The 15,599-nt window shown below is 71.9% G+C and carries 10 protein-coding genes; 4 read left to right on the top strand and 6 right to left on the bottom strand.

Annotated features, from left to right (window positions below; all coding sequences use genetic code 11):
- Positions 1-64 precede the first annotated feature (64 nt).
- The gene (locus ACFYX3_RS01540; RefSeq protein WP_389007032.1) at positions 65-2,635 is read left to right on the top strand and encodes a SpoIIE family protein phosphatase; all 2,571 of its coding nucleotides are present in this window, start codon (positions 65-67) and stop codon (positions 2,633-2,635) included.
- Positions 2,636-2,673: 38 nt separating this feature from the next.
- Here ACFYX3_RS01540 and ACFYX3_RS01535 read toward each other — a convergent pair whose 3' ends face one another.
- Together ACFYX3_RS01535 and ACFYX3_RS01530 are read right to left on the bottom strand one after the other, a co-directional pair.
- Positions 2,674-3,384 carry a PspA/IM30 family protein gene (locus ACFYX3_RS01535; RefSeq protein ID WP_382660790.1) on the bottom strand — a complete coding sequence of 237 codons (711 nt, stop codon included), beginning with the start codon at positions 3,382-3,384 and terminating at the stop codon, positions 2,674-2,676.
- A gap of 28 nt (positions 3,385-3,412) precedes the next feature.
- Positions 3,413-5,524, bottom strand: a complete 2,112-nt coding sequence (locus ACFYX3_RS01530) for a TPM domain-containing protein (RefSeq protein WP_389007029.1) — start codon at positions 5,522-5,524, stop codon at positions 3,413-3,415.
- Between the two features lie 139 nt (positions 5,525-5,663).
- Here ACFYX3_RS01530 and ACFYX3_RS01525 point away from each other — a divergent pair, with 139 nt between their 5' ends.
- On the top strand, positions 5,664-6,689 hold the full coding sequence (locus ACFYX3_RS01525; protein WP_389007027.1) for a hypothetical protein: 1,026 nt from the start codon (positions 5,664-5,666) through the stop codon (positions 6,687-6,689).
- Between the two features lie 27 nt (positions 6,690-6,716).
- Here ACFYX3_RS01525 and ACFYX3_RS01520 read toward each other — a convergent pair whose 3' ends face one another.
- From ACFYX3_RS01520 to ACFYX3_RS01505, 4 genes are read right to left on the bottom strand one after another with little or no spacing between them, the layout of a single operon-like run.
- Positions 6,717-7,487: a succinate dehydrogenase/fumarate reductase iron-sulfur subunit gene (locus ACFYX3_RS01520; RefSeq protein ID WP_389007025.1), complete on the bottom strand. Its 771-nt coding sequence runs from the start codon at positions 7,485-7,487 to the stop codon at positions 6,717-6,719.
- Positions 7,484-9,367, bottom strand: coding sequence for a fumarate reductase/succinate dehydrogenase flavoprotein subunit (locus ACFYX3_RS01515; RefSeq protein WP_389008058.1), 1,884 nt, complete (start codon positions 9,365-9,367; stop codon positions 7,484-7,486). The genes ACFYX3_RS01520 and ACFYX3_RS01515 overlap by 4 nt, the downstream gene beginning before the upstream one ends.
- Positions 9,368-9,377: 10 nt before the next feature.
- Positions 9,378-10,199, bottom strand: a complete 822-nt coding sequence (locus ACFYX3_RS01510; RefSeq protein WP_389007023.1) for a hypothetical protein — start codon at positions 10,197-10,199, stop codon at positions 9,378-9,380.
- 17 nt (positions 10,200-10,216) lie between these two features.
- Positions 10,217-10,444, bottom strand: a complete 228-nt coding sequence (locus ACFYX3_RS01505; protein WP_389007021.1) for a hypothetical protein — start codon at positions 10,442-10,444, stop codon at positions 10,217-10,219.
- A 200-nt stretch (positions 10,445-10,644) separates the two neighbouring features.
- Here ACFYX3_RS01505 and ACFYX3_RS01500 point away from each other — a divergent pair, with 200 nt between their 5' ends.
- Entirely contained in the window at positions 10,645-13,083 is a 2,439-nt protein-coding gene (locus ACFYX3_RS01500) for an ABC transporter family substrate-binding protein (protein ID WP_389007019.1), read from the top strand.
- A 274-nt stretch (positions 13,084-13,357) separates the two neighbouring features.
- Positions 13,358-15,259, top strand: coding sequence for a translational GTPase TypA (typA, locus tag ACFYX3_RS01495; RefSeq protein WP_382660797.1), 1,902 nt, complete (start codon positions 13,358-13,360; stop codon positions 15,257-15,259).
- Positions 15,260-15,599: the final 340 nt, after the last annotated feature.

Raw genomic sequence — 15,599 nt, 5'->3', positions numbered from 1 at the left:
GCCTGCCGTATTGAATACTGCGGGCATGGCCGGTCCGGTGCGGTGAGCTGGAGGGGACGGTCGCGTGAGCGAGATACCTGAGACGGCGAGCGGCGGCGTCGTGTGGCAGAGCAGCCCGCCCGGCTCGATCTATGACTACATCCGGGTGGCGTCCTTCTCGATCGGGCCCGACGGCCTCGTCGAGCAGTGGAGCCGACGTGCCGTGGACCTCTTCGGGGTCACCGCCGAGGAGGCCAGGGGCAAGGACCCCGTCGAGGCCTTCATGCCCGCCGACCTGCGCGAGCGCGGCCACCGACGGGTCAAGGAGATCCTCGACGGCAAGGAGTGGACGGGCCTCGTCCCGTTCCGTATGCCCGGCGAGGACCGGCCCCGGGGCATCGCCGAGATGTACGTCATGCCGAGCGAGACCCAGACCGGGGAGCGGGCCGCGCTGTGCATCGTCGTCGACGTACGCGCCCTGCGCCGTATCGAGACCGACCTCGCCGCCTCCCAGGCGATATTCGGCCAATCTCCCTTCGGCTTCCTCCTCTTCGGCACGGACCTCACCGTGAAGCGGGCCAACCGGCGCTTCGCCACCGTCTTCGGCGGAGAGGCCGACGACCACCGGGGCCGGACCGTCCACGACTACCTGGGCCGCGCCGAGGCCGACCGGATGACCACCGCCCTCCGGCGGGTCCTGGAGACCGGGGAGTCCGTCACCGACTTCCAGATCGTCGGCGCCGCCCCCGGCGCCAGGGACCGCCGCCACTGGTCCATCAACCTGTACCGCGTGCACAGCGGCTCGGGCCGCCCGATCGGCGTCGCCGGGCTCGGCATCGACGTCACCCGCCGCCACAACGCCGCCAGGGAGGCAGCCAGCGCCCGCCGCAACCTCGCCCTCCTGAACGAGGCCGGCTCGCGCATCGGCAACTCCCTCGACCTGGAGGCCACCGCCCGCGAGCTCCTCGACGTCGCCGTCCCCGGCTTCTGCGACCTCGCCTCCGTCGACCTCTACCAGGGGCTCCTCACCGGCGACGAGGCACCGCCGGGCCGTTGGGGGCACTCCCACGACGTCGGATACGGGGCGGGCAGCGCCGAACTCCGCAGGGTCGCCTTCGCCAGCGCCGTCTCCGACACCCCCCTCAGGACCGACGAGGGCCACGCCCCCGGCAGCGGCTGTTGCGGGCCCGTACCCATCGAGGTGGGCGCCGTCCACCGCTACCCCTTCAACTCGCCCTGCGCCGGAGCCCTGCGCACCGGACGCGTCCGTACGGTCCCCGGCTCCGACGGCGACCTCGTCCAGTCCACCCTGGTCGTCCCGATGGTCGCCCACGACACCGTCGTCGGCCTCGTCCAGTTCTCCCGCACCAAGGGCAGCGAGCCCTTCGGGGAGCGCGACCGGGCCCTCGCCGTCGAACTCGCCGCCCGCGCAGCCGTCTGCATCGACAACGCGCGCCTCTACCGCCGCGAGCACGAGCGCGCCCTCATCCTCCAGCGCAGCCTGCTCCCGCCCGGCGACCCCGAGGCCGCCGGACTCGACATCGCCTGCCGCTACCTCCCCGGCACCGCCGCCACCGAGGTCGGCGGCGACTGGTTCGACGTCATCGAGCTCCCCGGCCACCGCACCGCCCTCGTCATCGGCGACGTCATGGGCCGAGGCCTGCGCGCCGCCGTCGCCATGGGCGAACTCCGCACCGCCGTCCGCACCCTCGCCCAGCTCGACCTGGAGCCCGCCGAAGTCCTCTCCCACCTCGACGAGATCGCCCGCGGCCTCGGCGCCCCCATCGGCGCCCAGCAGTCCCGCGCCCACAAGAACCGGGGCCCCGAACTCTCCGAGGTCTACCTCGCCACCTGCGTCTACGCCGTCTACGACCCGGTCACCCGCCGCTGCGCCTTCGCCAACGCCGGGCACCTCCCGCCGGTGCTCGTCGCACCCGGCGAGGAGGCGAGGCTCCTCGACGTACCCCCCGGGATGCCGCTCGGCGTCGGCGGGGAACCCTTCGAGGAGGTCGAGGTCGAACTGCCCGAAGGCGCCCTCCTCGCCCTCTACACCGACGGGCTCGTCGAGTCCCGCGACCACCCCCTGGACGAAGGCCTGCAGGCCTTCCAGCGCGCCCTCACCGATCAGGACCGCCCCCTGGAGGACGTCTGCGACCGGGTCCTGACCAGCCTGAACACCGGTCACGGCGAGGACGACATCGCCCTCCTCATGGCCAGGATCCAGGGCCTGCCCAGCGAGGCGGTCGGCGACTGGCGGCTGCCCAGGGAACCCCGCTCGGTCGGCCGGGCCCGCGAACTCGCCCGCGCCCAGCTCGCGGCCTGGGACCTAGAACCGCTCGTCGACACCGTCGAACTCCTCGTCAGCGAACTCGTCACCAACGCCCTGCGCTACGGCGAGGGGGAGATCCGGCTGCGCCTCCTCCGCGACCGCACCCTCGTCTGCGAGGTCTGGGACTCCGGCCTGGTCCAGCCACGGCGCCGCAGGGCCCGGGACACCGACGAGGGAGGCCGCGGCCTCCAACTCGTCGGACTGCTCTCCGCGTCCTGGGGCTCGCGCCGCACCCCGCGCGGCAAGACCGTCTGGTTCGAACTGGCCCTGCCGGACGGGGAGGGGACGGCGGAGCCCACGGTGGAGCAGCTCCTGAGCATGTTCTGAGGCCTGCCCGCGCACCGGGATCAGGCCTTCGTACGGGATCAGGCCTTGAGCGCGGCCAGCCGGGCCTCGATCTCGGCACTGTCGCCGAGCGCGTCCAGCTGCTCGAACTGGGCGTCGAGCGAGGAGGCGGCGAGCTCCTGCTTGCCCAGGGCCTTCGCCTCCTCCCGGCGCACCTTGTCCTCGAAGCGGTTCAGCTCGCTCGTCGGATCGAGGACGTCGATGCTCTGCACGGCGTCCATCATCCGGTTCTGCGCCTGGGCCGACCTGGCCCGGGCGACCAGCTCGTCGCGTTTCGCCTTCAGCTCGCCGAGCTTGGCCTTCATCTGGTCGAGACCGGTCCTGAGCTTCGCCACCACCTCGGTCTGCGCGGCGATCGTCGGCTCGGCGGTCTTCGCCTCCTTCTCCGACTGCAGCTGGCGGCCGAGGGCCACCTTCGCCAGGTTGTCGAAGCGGTCCGCCTCCGCCGTCTGCCCGCCGGCCCGCAGTTCGTCCGCCTTCCGGCTCGCGGCGAGCGCCTTGCCGCCCCACTCCTTCGCCGCGTCCACGTCCTCCTGATGGTCCTGCTCCATCAGCCGGAGGTTGCCGATGGTCGCCGCCACCGCCTCCTCCGCCTCCGCGATGTTGTTCGCGTAGTCGCGGATCAGCTGGTCCAGCATCTTCTGCGGATCCTCCGCCTGGTCGAGGAGGGCGTTGATGTTCGCCTTCGCCAGCTGGGTGACCCGGCCGAGAATGGTCTGCTTGCTGCTCATGCACTGCTCCTTGGGGATCCGGTGGAACTCAGAAACGGCCTCCGCCGCCCAGCCGGCCGCGCGTGCCGCTGCCGCCGAAGCTGCCGGGCCCGCCGCCGAAACCTCCGCCCCCGAACCCGCCCCCGCCGCCTCCGAACCCGCCCCCGCCTCTGCCGGAGCCGCCGCCTCCGCCGAACAGGCCGCCGAGGATGATGCCGCCGAGCACCGCGCCGCCGAGCCCGCCGCCCCCGCTTCCGCCCACCCCCGTCGCACCGCCCAGGCCGTTCGGGTTCCCGTACGTGCGGACGTCCTGCTCGGCGAGGTCCTGGGCGCGCCGGGCCAGCGCGTCCGCCTGCTGCGCCTCCGACAGGGCCGCCTGCGGGTCGCCGTCGGCGGCGAGCGCACGCGCCTTCTCCCAGCGGCGCCCGGCCTCGGCCAGCCGCGTACGGGCCTCGCTGCCCACCGCGCCCCGGTGCGTGGTGATGTAGTCGGAGGCCGCCCCGATCGTCGAACGGGCCGTCAGCATCACCTGGTCGAGGAGCGCGCGGGCGCGCCGCGTCCCCGACTCGCGCTCCCGCGCGCCCTCGAGGGCCTCGTCGAGCACCGCGTCGGCCTCCTCGACCCGGCGCAGCGCGTCGATCGGGTCGTACCGCCCGGCGTCCACCCCGCGCCGCACCTCGGCGGCCACCGACTCGGCGCGGGCGATCCGGCCCTGGAGGTCGGCCGTCGACACCCCCTCGGCGGTCCCCTTCAGCAGCCCCCGTGCCTCCGCCAGGTCCGCGTCCGTCTCCGCGAGCGCGCCCGTCAGCTTCCCCACGGCCTCGGCCAGGTCCTTCGCCCGCCGGTCCACCGCCTCGATCAGCCGGGCCGCCTGGTCCACGGCGCCCTCGGCGGCCCGGATGTGCACGGCGGCCCCGCCGTTGTCGCCGGCGTCGATCTGCCGGCGGGCCTGGTCGACATGGGCCGTCGCGAACACGAGCCGGTCCTTCGCCTGCTCGACGTCGCCTGCGACGGGCGCGGCCGCCGACTCGGCGTACCGCTCGCGCATCGCGGTCAGCGCCGCCTCGGCCGTCCCGATCCGCCCGGTCTGCTCCCGGAAGGCCGCCTCCACGACGGCCAGCGCCTCCGGGGCCGTGCGCTCCAGGGCCCGGAGCCGGTCGAAGTCCTCCGTCTCGGCGTCGAGGCGGGCGTTCGCCTCGGCGCAGCGGCGGAGGATCTCGTCCAGCATGCTCCGGCGGGTCGAGTCGTCCTCGGGGAAGGAGTCGTCGAGCTTCTGCCGCAGCCGGAACGAGGCCGTCAGCTGCTCCTCGGCGAAGTCGACGGCCTCCGTGAAGGGGCGTACCGCCTCCTCGCCGAACTGGGCCGACGCGAAGCCGAGTTCCTCCTTGCTGGTGCGGACGGCGTCGTCGGTGGCGACCAGCGTCCGCCGGGCCTGTCCGTCGAGCTCCTCCAGGGACGGCGGCGCGGTCTCCTTCGGCGGGCCCCAGCCCTGCCCGCCCCCCGGCGTGGTGCGGGTCTCGGCGCGGCGCCGCCGTTTGGTGTACGCGTAGGCCGCCACGGCCCCCGCGCCGCCGACGAGGACCACGGGCAGGACGAGGTCGGTCGCCGAGGTGCCGCCGTCGGCCGCGCCGCCGGGGTCGGCGGGGCCGGGGGTGAGCGTCGGGGTGGGGACGGGCTGTCCGGCGAGGACGGCGGCGTATCCGTTCGCCGCGCCGATGGCGGCACCGGCCCAGTCGTTCCGCCGCAGGGCCGGTTCGATCGCGGTGCGCGCGACCTCGTCGAGCTGGGCCTGGGTGAAGCGGGAGGCGGGGTCGGCCGAGTAGCCGTACAGCCGCTCGTGGGTGGCGACGGCGAGCAGGACGTCGTCGGTGCCGAGCCCGTTGCGCTCGGCGGTGGCGTCGGCCCAGCCGTCGCCCGAGCGCCCGGAGAAGTCCCGCACGTAGACGACGAAGAGCTGGACGCGCCGGTCGTCGTAGAGCCGGTCGAGGGCCCGGACCACCTCGGCGCGGCGGTCGCCGAGGGCGTCCACCCGGTCGGTGATCTGCCCGTCCCGGGACAGGACGACGGGGTCGTCGGCGTGGGCACCGTGTACGGCGGGCACGAGGAGCCACCACGCCGCCACCAGCACCGCGAGAAGGGCTCGGGTGGCTATTCGCGTCACAAAGGGGAGGCTATGTCCACGTATGCCCGCTCGCGACTGGACCCGTGGTGCCCGGAAACCGCCCCGGGCGCCGGGGCGTCACTGTCAGTAGTCACCGCTACGGTGGTTCCAGTGACGCGACGGCTCTTGGGGGGTTCGGGTGGACGGACGGCTGAGGCGTGTGTGGAGGAGGGGGCGCTGGTTCGTCCTCGGTGTCGTCCTGCTGCTCGTGGTGCCCCCGCTCTTCGGCGCCCTCGCCCTGCGCGTCAGCTACACGGGCGACCTCGGTGACGACGCCCGGACCCGCGGCAAGGACGCCTTCTGGATCGGGCACGCCTGGGTCGACGGCCGGAAGAAGGACGCCGACCTCAAGGCCCTCGCCGCGCGGCTCAAGGGCAGCGGCATACGCGACCTGTACGTGCACGCGGGACCCCTGGAGCACGACGGGACCCTGCCGGCGGCGAAGTACCCCCGCGCCCGCTGGCTGATCGACGGGGTGCACCGCGTGCTGCCCGGGATACGGGTGCAGGCGTGGCTGGGCGACGTCCTGGCCACCGAAGGGCCCGTGGGGCTGCGCCTGGCGGACGCCGGATCGCGCCGCGCCGTGGTGGGCTCGGCCCGGCAGATCCTCGACGCCGGCTTCGACGGGGTCCACTTCGACCTGGAGCCGCTGCACTCCGACGACCGGGACTACCTCTCCCTCCTCGACGACCTCGGGAGGCTGACCCGGGCCCGCAAGGCCCCGCTCTCGGTCGCCGCCCACCAGATCGACCCGCTGCCGGGCGCCCACACGGCCCTGGGCGCGGTCAGCTCGAATGGCAGCGAGAAGTGGTGGTCGCAGGAGTTCTTCGGCGAGGTCGCCCGGCGCGTCGACCAGATCGCCGTCATGTCGTACGACACCTGGATGCCGCTGGAGAGCCTCTACGGCGGGTACGTCGCCCAGCAGACGGTCCTCGCCCTCGAAGCGACCCCCGAGACCACCGACCTGCTCATCGGCCTCCCCTTCTTCCACGAGGACGACCTCGGCCACCACGAGGACGCGGAGACGGTCGCCGCGGCCGTCAAGGGCGCGAGACTCGGCCTCGGCCGCACCGACCCCGGCCGCGAGCGGTTCGGCCTCGCGCTCTACGTCGACTTCGCGGCGGAGGAGGGGGACTGGGCGGCCTACCGCGAGGGCTGGCTCTGACGGGGGCGCCCCCGGGGCCGCGGGAGGTCACGCCTTCCGGCGTCTGATCGTCTTCCCGAGCCAGACCAGCGGGTCGTACTTCCGGTCCACGACCCGCTCCTTCAGCGGGATCAGGGCGTTGTCGGTGATCCGGATGGACTCCGGGCAGACCTCGGTGCAGCACTTGGTGATGTTGCAGTAGCCGAGGCCGTGCTCCTCCTGCGCGGTCCGCCGCCGGTCGAGTCCGGCCTCCTCCGCCGCGTCCAGCGGGTGCATGTCGAGCTCCGCGACCCGCATCAGGAAGCGGGGTCCGGCGAAGACCTCCTTGTTCTCCTCGTGGTCGCGCACCACGTGGCAGGTGTCCTGGCAGAGGAAGCACTCGATGCACTTCCTGAACTCCTGCGAGCGGTCCACGTCCTCCTGCCGCATCCGGTACTCGCCGGGGCCGAGACCGGCGGGCGGCACGAAGGCCGGGATCTCCCGGGCCTTCGCGTAGTTGAAGGAGACGTCCGTGACCAGGTCGCGGACGACGGGGAACGCCCGCATCGGGGTGACGGTGACCACCTCGTCCCGCGCGAAGACCGACATCCGGGTCATGCACATCAGCCGAGGCCGTCCGTTGATCTCGGCCGAGCACGACCCGCACTTGCCGGCCTTGCAGTTCCAGCGCACGGCCAGGTCGGGGGCCTGGGTGGCCTGGAGGCGGTGCACGATGTCGAGGACCACCTCGCCGTCGTGCACCTCGACGGTGTAGTCGGTCAGCTCCCCGCCGCCGGGGTCGCCGCGCCAGATCCGGAAGTGGGCCTGATACGTGCTCATGCGTCCAGCTCCTCCTCCGCCAGGTACTTCGCCAGCTCCTCCTTGTCGAAGAGGGCGAGCAGATCGGCCCTGATGGGCTCGGTGCGCACCCGTTCGAGCGTGATGCCGCCGTCCCCGGCCCGGCAGAGCAGGCTCACCGGGCGCCAGGACCGCTCCATCGCCGGCCGGTCCTCGCGGGTGTGCCCGCCCCGGGACTCGGTGCGCTCCAGGGCGGCCCGGGCGACGCACTCGCTCACCAGGAGCATGTTCCGCAGGTCGAGGGCGAGGTGCCAGCCGGGGTTGAACTGCCGGTGCCCCTCGACCGCGATCCGCCCGGCCCGCTCCCGCAGCGCGGCGATCCGCTCCAGGGCCTCGGCCATCTCGCCCTCCCGCCGGATGATCCCGACGAGGTCGTTCATCGTCTGCTGGAGCTCCTGGTGGAGCGTGTACGGGTTCTCCCCGCCGTCCTCCGAGGAGCCGTCGAACGGGGCCAGCGCCTCCGCCCGTGCCGCCGTCACCGCCTCCTCGCCGGCCTCGGCGGGCTCCGCGCCCGCCGCGTACCGGGCCGCGTGCAGCCCGGCCCGGCGTCCGAAGACCAGCAGGTCGGAGAGCGAGTTCCCGCCGAGCCGGTTGGAGCCGTGCATGCCGCCCGCCACCTCGCCGGCCGCGAAGAGGCCGGGCACCCCGACCGTGGCGGCCGTCTCCGAGTCGACGGCGACACCGCCCATCACGTAGTGGCAGGTCGGCCCGACCTCCATCGCCTCGGCCGTGATGTCGACGTCCGCCAGCTCCTTGAACTGGTGGTACATCGACGGCAGCCGCCGCTTGATGGTCTCCGCCGGCATCCGGGTCGACACGTCCAGGAACACCCCGCCGTGCGGGGAGCCGCGCCCCGCCTTCACCTCGGCGTTGATGGCCCGCGCCACCTCGTCGCGCGGCAGCAGCTCGGGCGGGCGCCGGTTGTTCTCCGGATCCTCGTACCAGCGGTCGCCCTCCTCCTCCGACTCGGCGTACTTCTCCTTGAAGACGTCGGGGACGTAGTCGAACATGAAGCGCCGGCCCTCGGAGTTCCGCAGCACGCCGCCGTCGCCGCGTACGGACTCGGTGACCAGGATCCCCTTCACCGACGGCGGCCAGACCATGCCGGTCGGGTGGAACTGCACGAACTCCATGTTCACCAGGGGCGCCCCGGCGAGCAGGGCGAGCGCCTGGCCGTCGCCCGTGTACTCCCAGGAGTTCGAGGTCACCTTGAAGGACTTGCCGATGCCGCCGGTCGCGAGGACGACCGCGGGCGCCTCCAGGACGAGGAAGCGCCCGCTCTCCCGCTCGTAGCAGAAGACCCCGGCGACCCTCCCGTCGGCGTCCTTGAGGATCCGGGTGACGGTGAACTCCTGGAAGACCTTCAGGCGCTCCTCGTGGTCGCCGGTCTCCCGGTGGTCCTCCTGCTGGAGCCCGACCACCTTCTGCTGGAGGGTCCGCAGGAGTTCGAGACCGGTGCGGTCGCCGACGTGCGCGAGGCGCGGGTACTCGTGGCCGCCGAAGTTGCGCTGCGAGATCCGGCCGTCCGGCGTCCGGTCGAAGAGCGCGCCCCAGGTCTCCAGCTCCCAGACCCGCTCGGGCGCCTCCTGGGCGTGCAGCTCGGCCATCCGCCACTGGTTGAGGAACTTCCCGCCGCGCATGGTGTCCCGGAAGTGCGTCTTCCAGTCGTCGTGCTCGTTGGCGTTCGCCATGGAGGCGGCGATCCCGCCCTCGGCCATCACCGTGTGCGCCTTGCCGAAGAGGGACTTGCAGATGACGGCGGTGCGCGCGCCGGACCGGCGCGCCTCGATCGCGGCCCGCAGCCCGGCGCCGCCCGCGCCGACCACCACCACGTCCCACCGCTGCCGTTCCACGGAGCTCACAGGACTCATGTCAGAAGAACCTCGGGTCGTCGAAGGCGCCGGTGGCGAGCAGGTACACGTACAGGTCGCAGACGGCGACGCTGATCAGCGACGCCCAGGCGAGTTGCATGTGACGCCGGTTCAGGCGCCCGATCCAGGTCCACAGCCGGTAGCGGACGGGGTGCTTCGAGAAGTGCCTCAGACGGCCGCCGACGATGTGCCGGCAGGAGTGGCAGGAGAGGGTGTACGCCCAGATGAGGACGATGTTGACGAGGAAGATCAGCGTCCCGAGCCCGGCATGGCCCCACGCGTAGTCGTGGTTCCGGAAGGTCAGCGCGGTGTCGTACGTGAGGATCCCGGCGACCGGAAGCGCCGCGTAGAAGAAGTACCGGTGGAGGTTCTGCAGGAGCAGCGGGAAGCGGGTCTCGCCGGTGTACGTGCCGTGGGGTTCGGCGACCGCGCAGGCCGGGGGAGCGGACCAGAAGCTCCGGTAGTACGCCTTGCGGTAGTAGTAGCAGGTCAGCCGGAAGCCCAGCGGGAAGACCAGGATCAGCAGGGCGGGGGAGAGTCCCCACCAGCTGCCGAAGAGAGCCCAGTTCGGGCCGCCGCGCATGGGGACGCAGTTGTCCGCGAGGCAGGGCGAGTAGAACGGGGAGACGTAGGGCGCCCAGTAGTAGTGGGCGTTCGCGAAGGCCCGCCACGTCGAGTACGCGACGAAGGCGAGCAGTCCGGCGGCGGTGGCGGCGGGGGAGAGCCACCAGCGGTCGGTGCGCAGATGGCGGGCGGCGATGGAGGCGCGCCCCGGGGAGCGCACCCCCGTCGCCGCTTCGGGGGGTTCCGTACCTGTGGCCAACCAGGGCCTCCTCGGCTCTACGGCGCGTGGTGGTCGCGTGCTCCCAGGCCTTCGTCGTCGACGTCGGTCCACTTCCCGGCGTCGTACGGGGTGTCGGGGATGGTCACCATGTTCTCCGCACGGCCGGAGGCCGGCGCGGAAGGCGCGCCCCGCTCCGTCCCGACGCGGCGTTCCAGTTCCTCGACCGTGTGTTCCAGGTCCTGCAAGCGGCGCTTGACGGCCGCCAGATCGTCCTGAACGGACATGGTTGCCCTCACCTTCGTGAGTGTCGCGCGTCACATCCGGCTTGGGAAGTCGTGTGCACGGGTGGTTGGGCCGCACGAGTGGGGTTTGCCGACCGTGCCGCCGTGTCGCCGTGGCCGGATCCGATCCGTCCTTTTCAGTGTATGAGCAATAGGTCTGATCATCTCCAAATGGAATAAATCTGGACGAAGGGGTACAAGTCATGTCCCAGATCGGCGCCCCTCGCGGGAGGACATGCTCACGGAGCCCCCGCTCCCGCACGCTCCGCTCCGTCGCCACCCTCACCAGCGCGGTCCTCGCGGTCACCGTCCTCGCCGGCTGCAGCTCCGGCGACGAGGCCGACGAGGCCCCCGCCGCGGCCCAGGACAACGCGCCCGCGGCGCGCGACCGGGTCGCCGACGGCGGCACCCTGCGCTGGGCGGTCGACGCGCTGCCCAGCACGCTCAACACCTTCCAGGCCGACGCCGACGGCACCACCTCGCGCATCGCCGGAGCCGTGCTCCCCGCCCTCTACACGCTCGACGAGCGGGGCAGGCCGCGGCTCAATCCCGACTACCTGGAGTCCGCGCAGGTCGTCGAGACCGAGCCCAAGCAGGTCGTCCTCTACAAGCTCAACCAGCAGGCGGTGTGGAGCGACGGACGCGAGATCGGGGCCGCCGACTTCGTGGCCCAGTGGCGCGCGCTGAGCGGCCGGGACACCGCGTACTGGACGGCCCGCAACTCCGGCTACGAGCGGATCGAGAAGATCGAGCGGGGCAAGAACGACCTGGAGGTGCGGGTCACCTTCGCCAAGCCCTACGCCGACTGGCAGTCCCTCTTCACGCCCCTCTACCCCAAGCAGGTGATGGGCTCCCCGAACGCCTTCAACGACGGGGCGCGCACCAGCCTCAAGGCCACTGCAGGACCGTTCCTGCTGAAGACGATCGACCGCAAGAGCGGCGACGTCACCCTCACCCGCAACCCCCGCTGGTGGGGCCAGCAGGCCAAGCTGGACAGCCTCGTCCTCAAGGCCGTCCCCCGGGCCGACCGGACCGCCGCGCTCGCCGCCGGCAGCCTCGACCTGGCCGAGATCGACCGGTCCGCCGCCGAGCGGATCGCCCTCGCCCTCCGGGACGCCCGGGCCGGCCGGAACGGCGCCCAGGCCGCCCTCGCCCACGGCCCCGGCTCCGCGATCACCCCCTCCAAGGCCCTCCGGTCCTGGGCCCTCGCCCACGGCTCCGACGACGAGAAGGCGGCGGAGGTCAAGGTCGCCCGCAAGAAGAACCAGGAGGCGATCGAGCGCTACGCGAACGCTCAGGACGCCCTGGCGAAGTTCGTGGTCCGCAAGTCCCTGGAGCCCGCCTACACCCAGCTCTCGCTGAACGGCGAGTCCGGCCCGCTGGCCGACGAGCGGGTCCGGCGCGCGGTGGCCCGCGCCATCAACCGCCAGGAGCTCGCCGAATCCGTGCTCAAGCCGCTCGGCCTCCCCGCCAAGCCCCCCGGCAGCCACCTCGCCCTCGCGGGCCAGGCGGCGTACGCGGACAGCAGCGACGCGCTCGGCGGCCAGGACACCAAGGAGGCGCAGGCGCTCCTCGCCGACGCGGGCTGGGTCCCGGGCGGCGCACTCCGCAAGCCCGCCGGCACGAAGGCGGGCAGCGAGTCGGAGAAGAAGGAGACCGAGAAGAAGGAGACCGAGAAGAAGGAGACCGAGAAGAAGGAGAAGAAGAAGGAGGAGAAGAAGAAGGAGGAGGAGGGCTCGACCGACGCCAAGAAGCAGGCGAGCGACACCGCCTCCGACGAGGGCCTCTACATCGTCGGCGACGACAAGCCCGGAGACTCGGGCGACGACAGGCCCGGCGACAGCCCCGCCGCCCCCGCCGCCGGCGCGAACGGCGGCACCGTCCTCGCCCCGGCCCCCGACGCCGCCGGCCAGAGCGCCGCGCTCCTCGCCCGCGCCGAGGCCCTCGACACCGGGACCGGCTCCGCCGCCCGCGCCGCGCAGTCGGCCACCAAGCCGGACAAGGGCGTGGCCGGGGCCTATGCCCCGCGCGGCACCGCCGCCCCCGTGACGGTTCCCGACGCCTCGCAGGCCAAGGCGCTCGGCAAGGACGGCAAGGCGCTCAGCCTCCGCTTCGTCCTGCCGTCCGGGCCGGGCTCCGAGTCGCTGCGGGCGGTCGGGGACCGGATCGTCCGGATGCTCGACGCGGTCGGGATCCGCACCGAGGTCACCAAGGTCTCCGACGACAGCTTCTTCAAGGACCACGTGGCCTCGGGCGACTACGACCTGGCCCTCTACTCCTGGCCCGCCTCAGCCTTCCCGGCGACCGACGCCCGGCCGATCTTCGCCAAGCCCGAGCCGGCCTCGGACGGCTCGCTGCTGGTCGAGCAGAACTACTCCCGGGTCGGCACCGATCGAATCGATCAGCTGTTCGATCAGGCGGCGGGGACGCTCGACGAGGACGAGGCCCGCGAGCTCGTCCGCCAGGCCGACGCCCGGATCTGGGCCGCGGCCGGCTCCATCCCCCTCTACCAGCGCCCCCAGCTCGTCGCCGCCAGGGCCGACCTCGTGAACGCCGGGGCCTGGGGCCTCGCCGCTCCCCGCTACCAGGACATCGGGTTCAAGAAGCCCGAAACGACCAAGGGTACCGAGCGCAACCGCTGAAAGCACAGGTCACAACCTCAGAAGCAGCTCAAGTTCCTTGCCCGCCGGTGATCCCGGCGGGCAGGATCGCGTCGGCCCTTTGACCCGGTCGCACGACCCCCCCGCACAGCCCCCCACACCCTTGAAAACCCTCAGGACTACCACTCGGATCTTGGCCGGGGAAGCCCCTTGCGCGGCAGCCCCGTACCATAGGACATAGCCGTGGCGCGTCCGCCCGGCGGGCGTACGAGGAACTGACGCCGCATCCCACGATCCGAGAGAAGCGCAAGCACCCATGCCCACGCGCCACGACATCCGTAACGTCGCCATCGTCGCCCACGTCGACCATGGCAAGACGACCATCGTCGACGCCATGCTCAAGCAGGCCGGTGCCTTCGCCGCCCACCAGCAGCTCGACGACCGCATGATGGACTCGAACGACCTGGAGCGTGAGAAGGGCATCACGATCCTCGCCAAGAACACGGCGGTGAAGTATCACCCCAAGGACGGCGGGGCCCCGATCACGATCAACATCATCGACACCCCCGGCCACGCCGACTTCGGTGGCGAGGTCGAGCGCGGTCTGTCGATGGTCGACGCCGTCGTCCTCCTGGTGGACGCCTCCGAGGGTCCGCTCCCGCAGACCCGCTTCGTGCTGCGCAAGGCCCTCCAGCAGCGCAAGCCCGTCATCCTCTGCATCAACAAGACGGACCGCCCGGACTCCCGGATCGACGAGGTCGTCAACGAGACCTACGACCTCTTCCTCGACCTGGACGCCGACGAGGACCAGATCGAGTTCCCGATCGTCTACGCCTGCGGCCGCGACGGCATCGCCTCGCTGACCAAGCCGGCGGACGGCACGGTCCCGCAGGACTCCGAGAACCTCGAGCCGTTCTTCTCCACCATCCTGGAGCACGTCCCGGCTCCGGCGTACGACGAGGAGGCGCCGCTCCAGGCGCACGTCACCAACCTCGACGCCGACAACTTCCTCGGCCGCATCGCGCTGCTCCGCGTCGAGCAGGGCGAGCTGCGCAAGGGCCAGACGGTCGCGTGGATCAAGCGGGACGGCACGATCTCCAACGTCCGCATCACCGAGCTGATGATGACCGAGGCGCTCACCCGCAAGCCGGCCGAGGTCGCCGGCCCCGGTGACATCTGCGCCGTCGCGGGCATCCCCGACATCATGATCGGCGAGACCCTGGCCGACCCGGAGAACCCGATCGCGCTGCCGCTGATCACGGTCGACCAGCCGGCCATCTCCATGACCATCGGCACCAACACCTCGCCGCTCGTCGGCCGCGGTGGCACCGGCAAGGGCGCCGACGCGAAGGCGGCCGTGAAGGACCGCAAGGTCACCGCCCGGCAGGTGAAGGACCGCCTGGACCGCGAGCTCATCGGTAACGTCTCGCTCCGCGTCCTCGACACCGAGCGCCCGGACGCCTGGGAGGTCCAGGGCCGTGGTGAGCTCGCGCTCGCCATCCTGGTCGAGCAGATGCGCCGCGAGGGCTTCGAGCTCACCATCGGCAAGCCGCAGGTCGTCACCAAGGAGGTCGACGGCAAGATCCACGAGCCCGTCGAGCGCCTCACGGTCGACGTCCCCGAGGAGCACATGGGCGCGGTCACGCAGCTCATGGGCGTCCGCAAGGGCCGCATGGACAACATGTCGAACCACGGCTCCGGCTGGGTCCGCATGGAGTTCGTCGTTCCGTCCCGTGGCCTCATCGGCTTCCGTACGGAGTTCCTCACCAACACTCGCGGCACGGGCATCGCCCACTCGATCCACGAGGGCCACGAGCCGTGGTTCGGCACGCTGACGACCCGTAACAACGGCTCGCTGGTCGCCGACCGCGCGGGTGCGGTCACCGCCTTCGCGATGACCAACCTCCAGGAGCGCGGCGTCCTGTTCACCGACCCCGGCACCGAGGTGTACGAGGGCATGATCGTCGGCGAGAACTCCCGCTCCGACGACATGGACGTGAACATCACCAAGGAGAAGAAGCTCACCAACATGCGCTCCTCCTCCGCCGACTCCTTCGAGGCGATCGTCCCGCCGCGGAAGCTCTCCCTGGAGCAGTCGCTGGAGTTCTGCCGCGACGACGAGTGCGTCGAGGTCACCCCGGAGGCCGTGCGCATCCGCAAGGTCGTCCTGGACCAGAAGGAGCGCGGTCGTTCCGCTTCCCGCGCCAAGAACGGCTGAGTAAGGTCGCATACGGCCGAGCACGGCGGGGTAGATCATGGTTCTGTGATCTTCGCCGCTTGCGGTTGACATGACGTCAGCACCGGAGCCCGGGCCCCCACAGGCACTGTGGGGGCCCGGGCTTTTCGTCAACCCGGGTCAACGTTCAGTCAAGTCCATTTCGGGGCCGAGGTGTCCGCATATCGGCGATCGCTCTCCGGTACGTGTGTTAACAGTCCGTTTCGGGCGTGTCTGTCTGTGCTCAGTTTGTCCGGATTTCGGTCTCCGGGGGCATCGCGATGTTGTCAAAACGAGACCGCTTAAGTGTGGTTTACAGCCCGGACGTACTTAATAGTTGGCT

Origin of the sequence: Streptomyces sp. NPDC002463 (assembly GCF_042889835.1) — a bacterium.
GTDB classification, from domain to species: Bacteria; Actinomycetota; Actinomycetes; order Streptomycetales; family Streptomycetaceae; genus Streptomyces; species Streptomyces nymphaeiformis.
Note: the sequence above shows the minus strand (reverse complement) of the source record. Positions and strands in the feature narration are given on the sequence as shown.

What these genes read in the sequence shown, in the direction of transcription:
- typA (WP_382660797.1), top strand. Translation starts at nt 13,358, where the DNA reads ATGCCCACGCGCCACGACATCCGTAACGTCGCCATCGTCGCCCACGTC.
- ACFYX3_RS01535 (WP_382660790.1), bottom strand. Translation starts at nt 3,384, where the DNA reads ATGAGCAGCAAGCAGACCATTCTCGGCCGGGTCACCCAGCTGGCGAAG.
- ACFYX3_RS01520 (WP_389007025.1), bottom strand. Translation starts at nt 7,487, where the DNA reads ATGAGCACGTATCAGGCCCACTTCCGGATCTGGCGCGGCGACCCCGGC.
- ACFYX3_RS01505 (WP_389007021.1), bottom strand. Translation starts at nt 10,444, where the DNA reads ATGTCCGTTCAGGACGATCTGGCGGCCGTCAAGCGCCGCTTGCAGGAC.
- ACFYX3_RS01500 (WP_389007019.1), top strand. Translation starts at nt 10,645, where the DNA reads ATGTCCCAGATCGGCGCCCCTCGCGGGAGGACATGCTCACGGAGCCCC.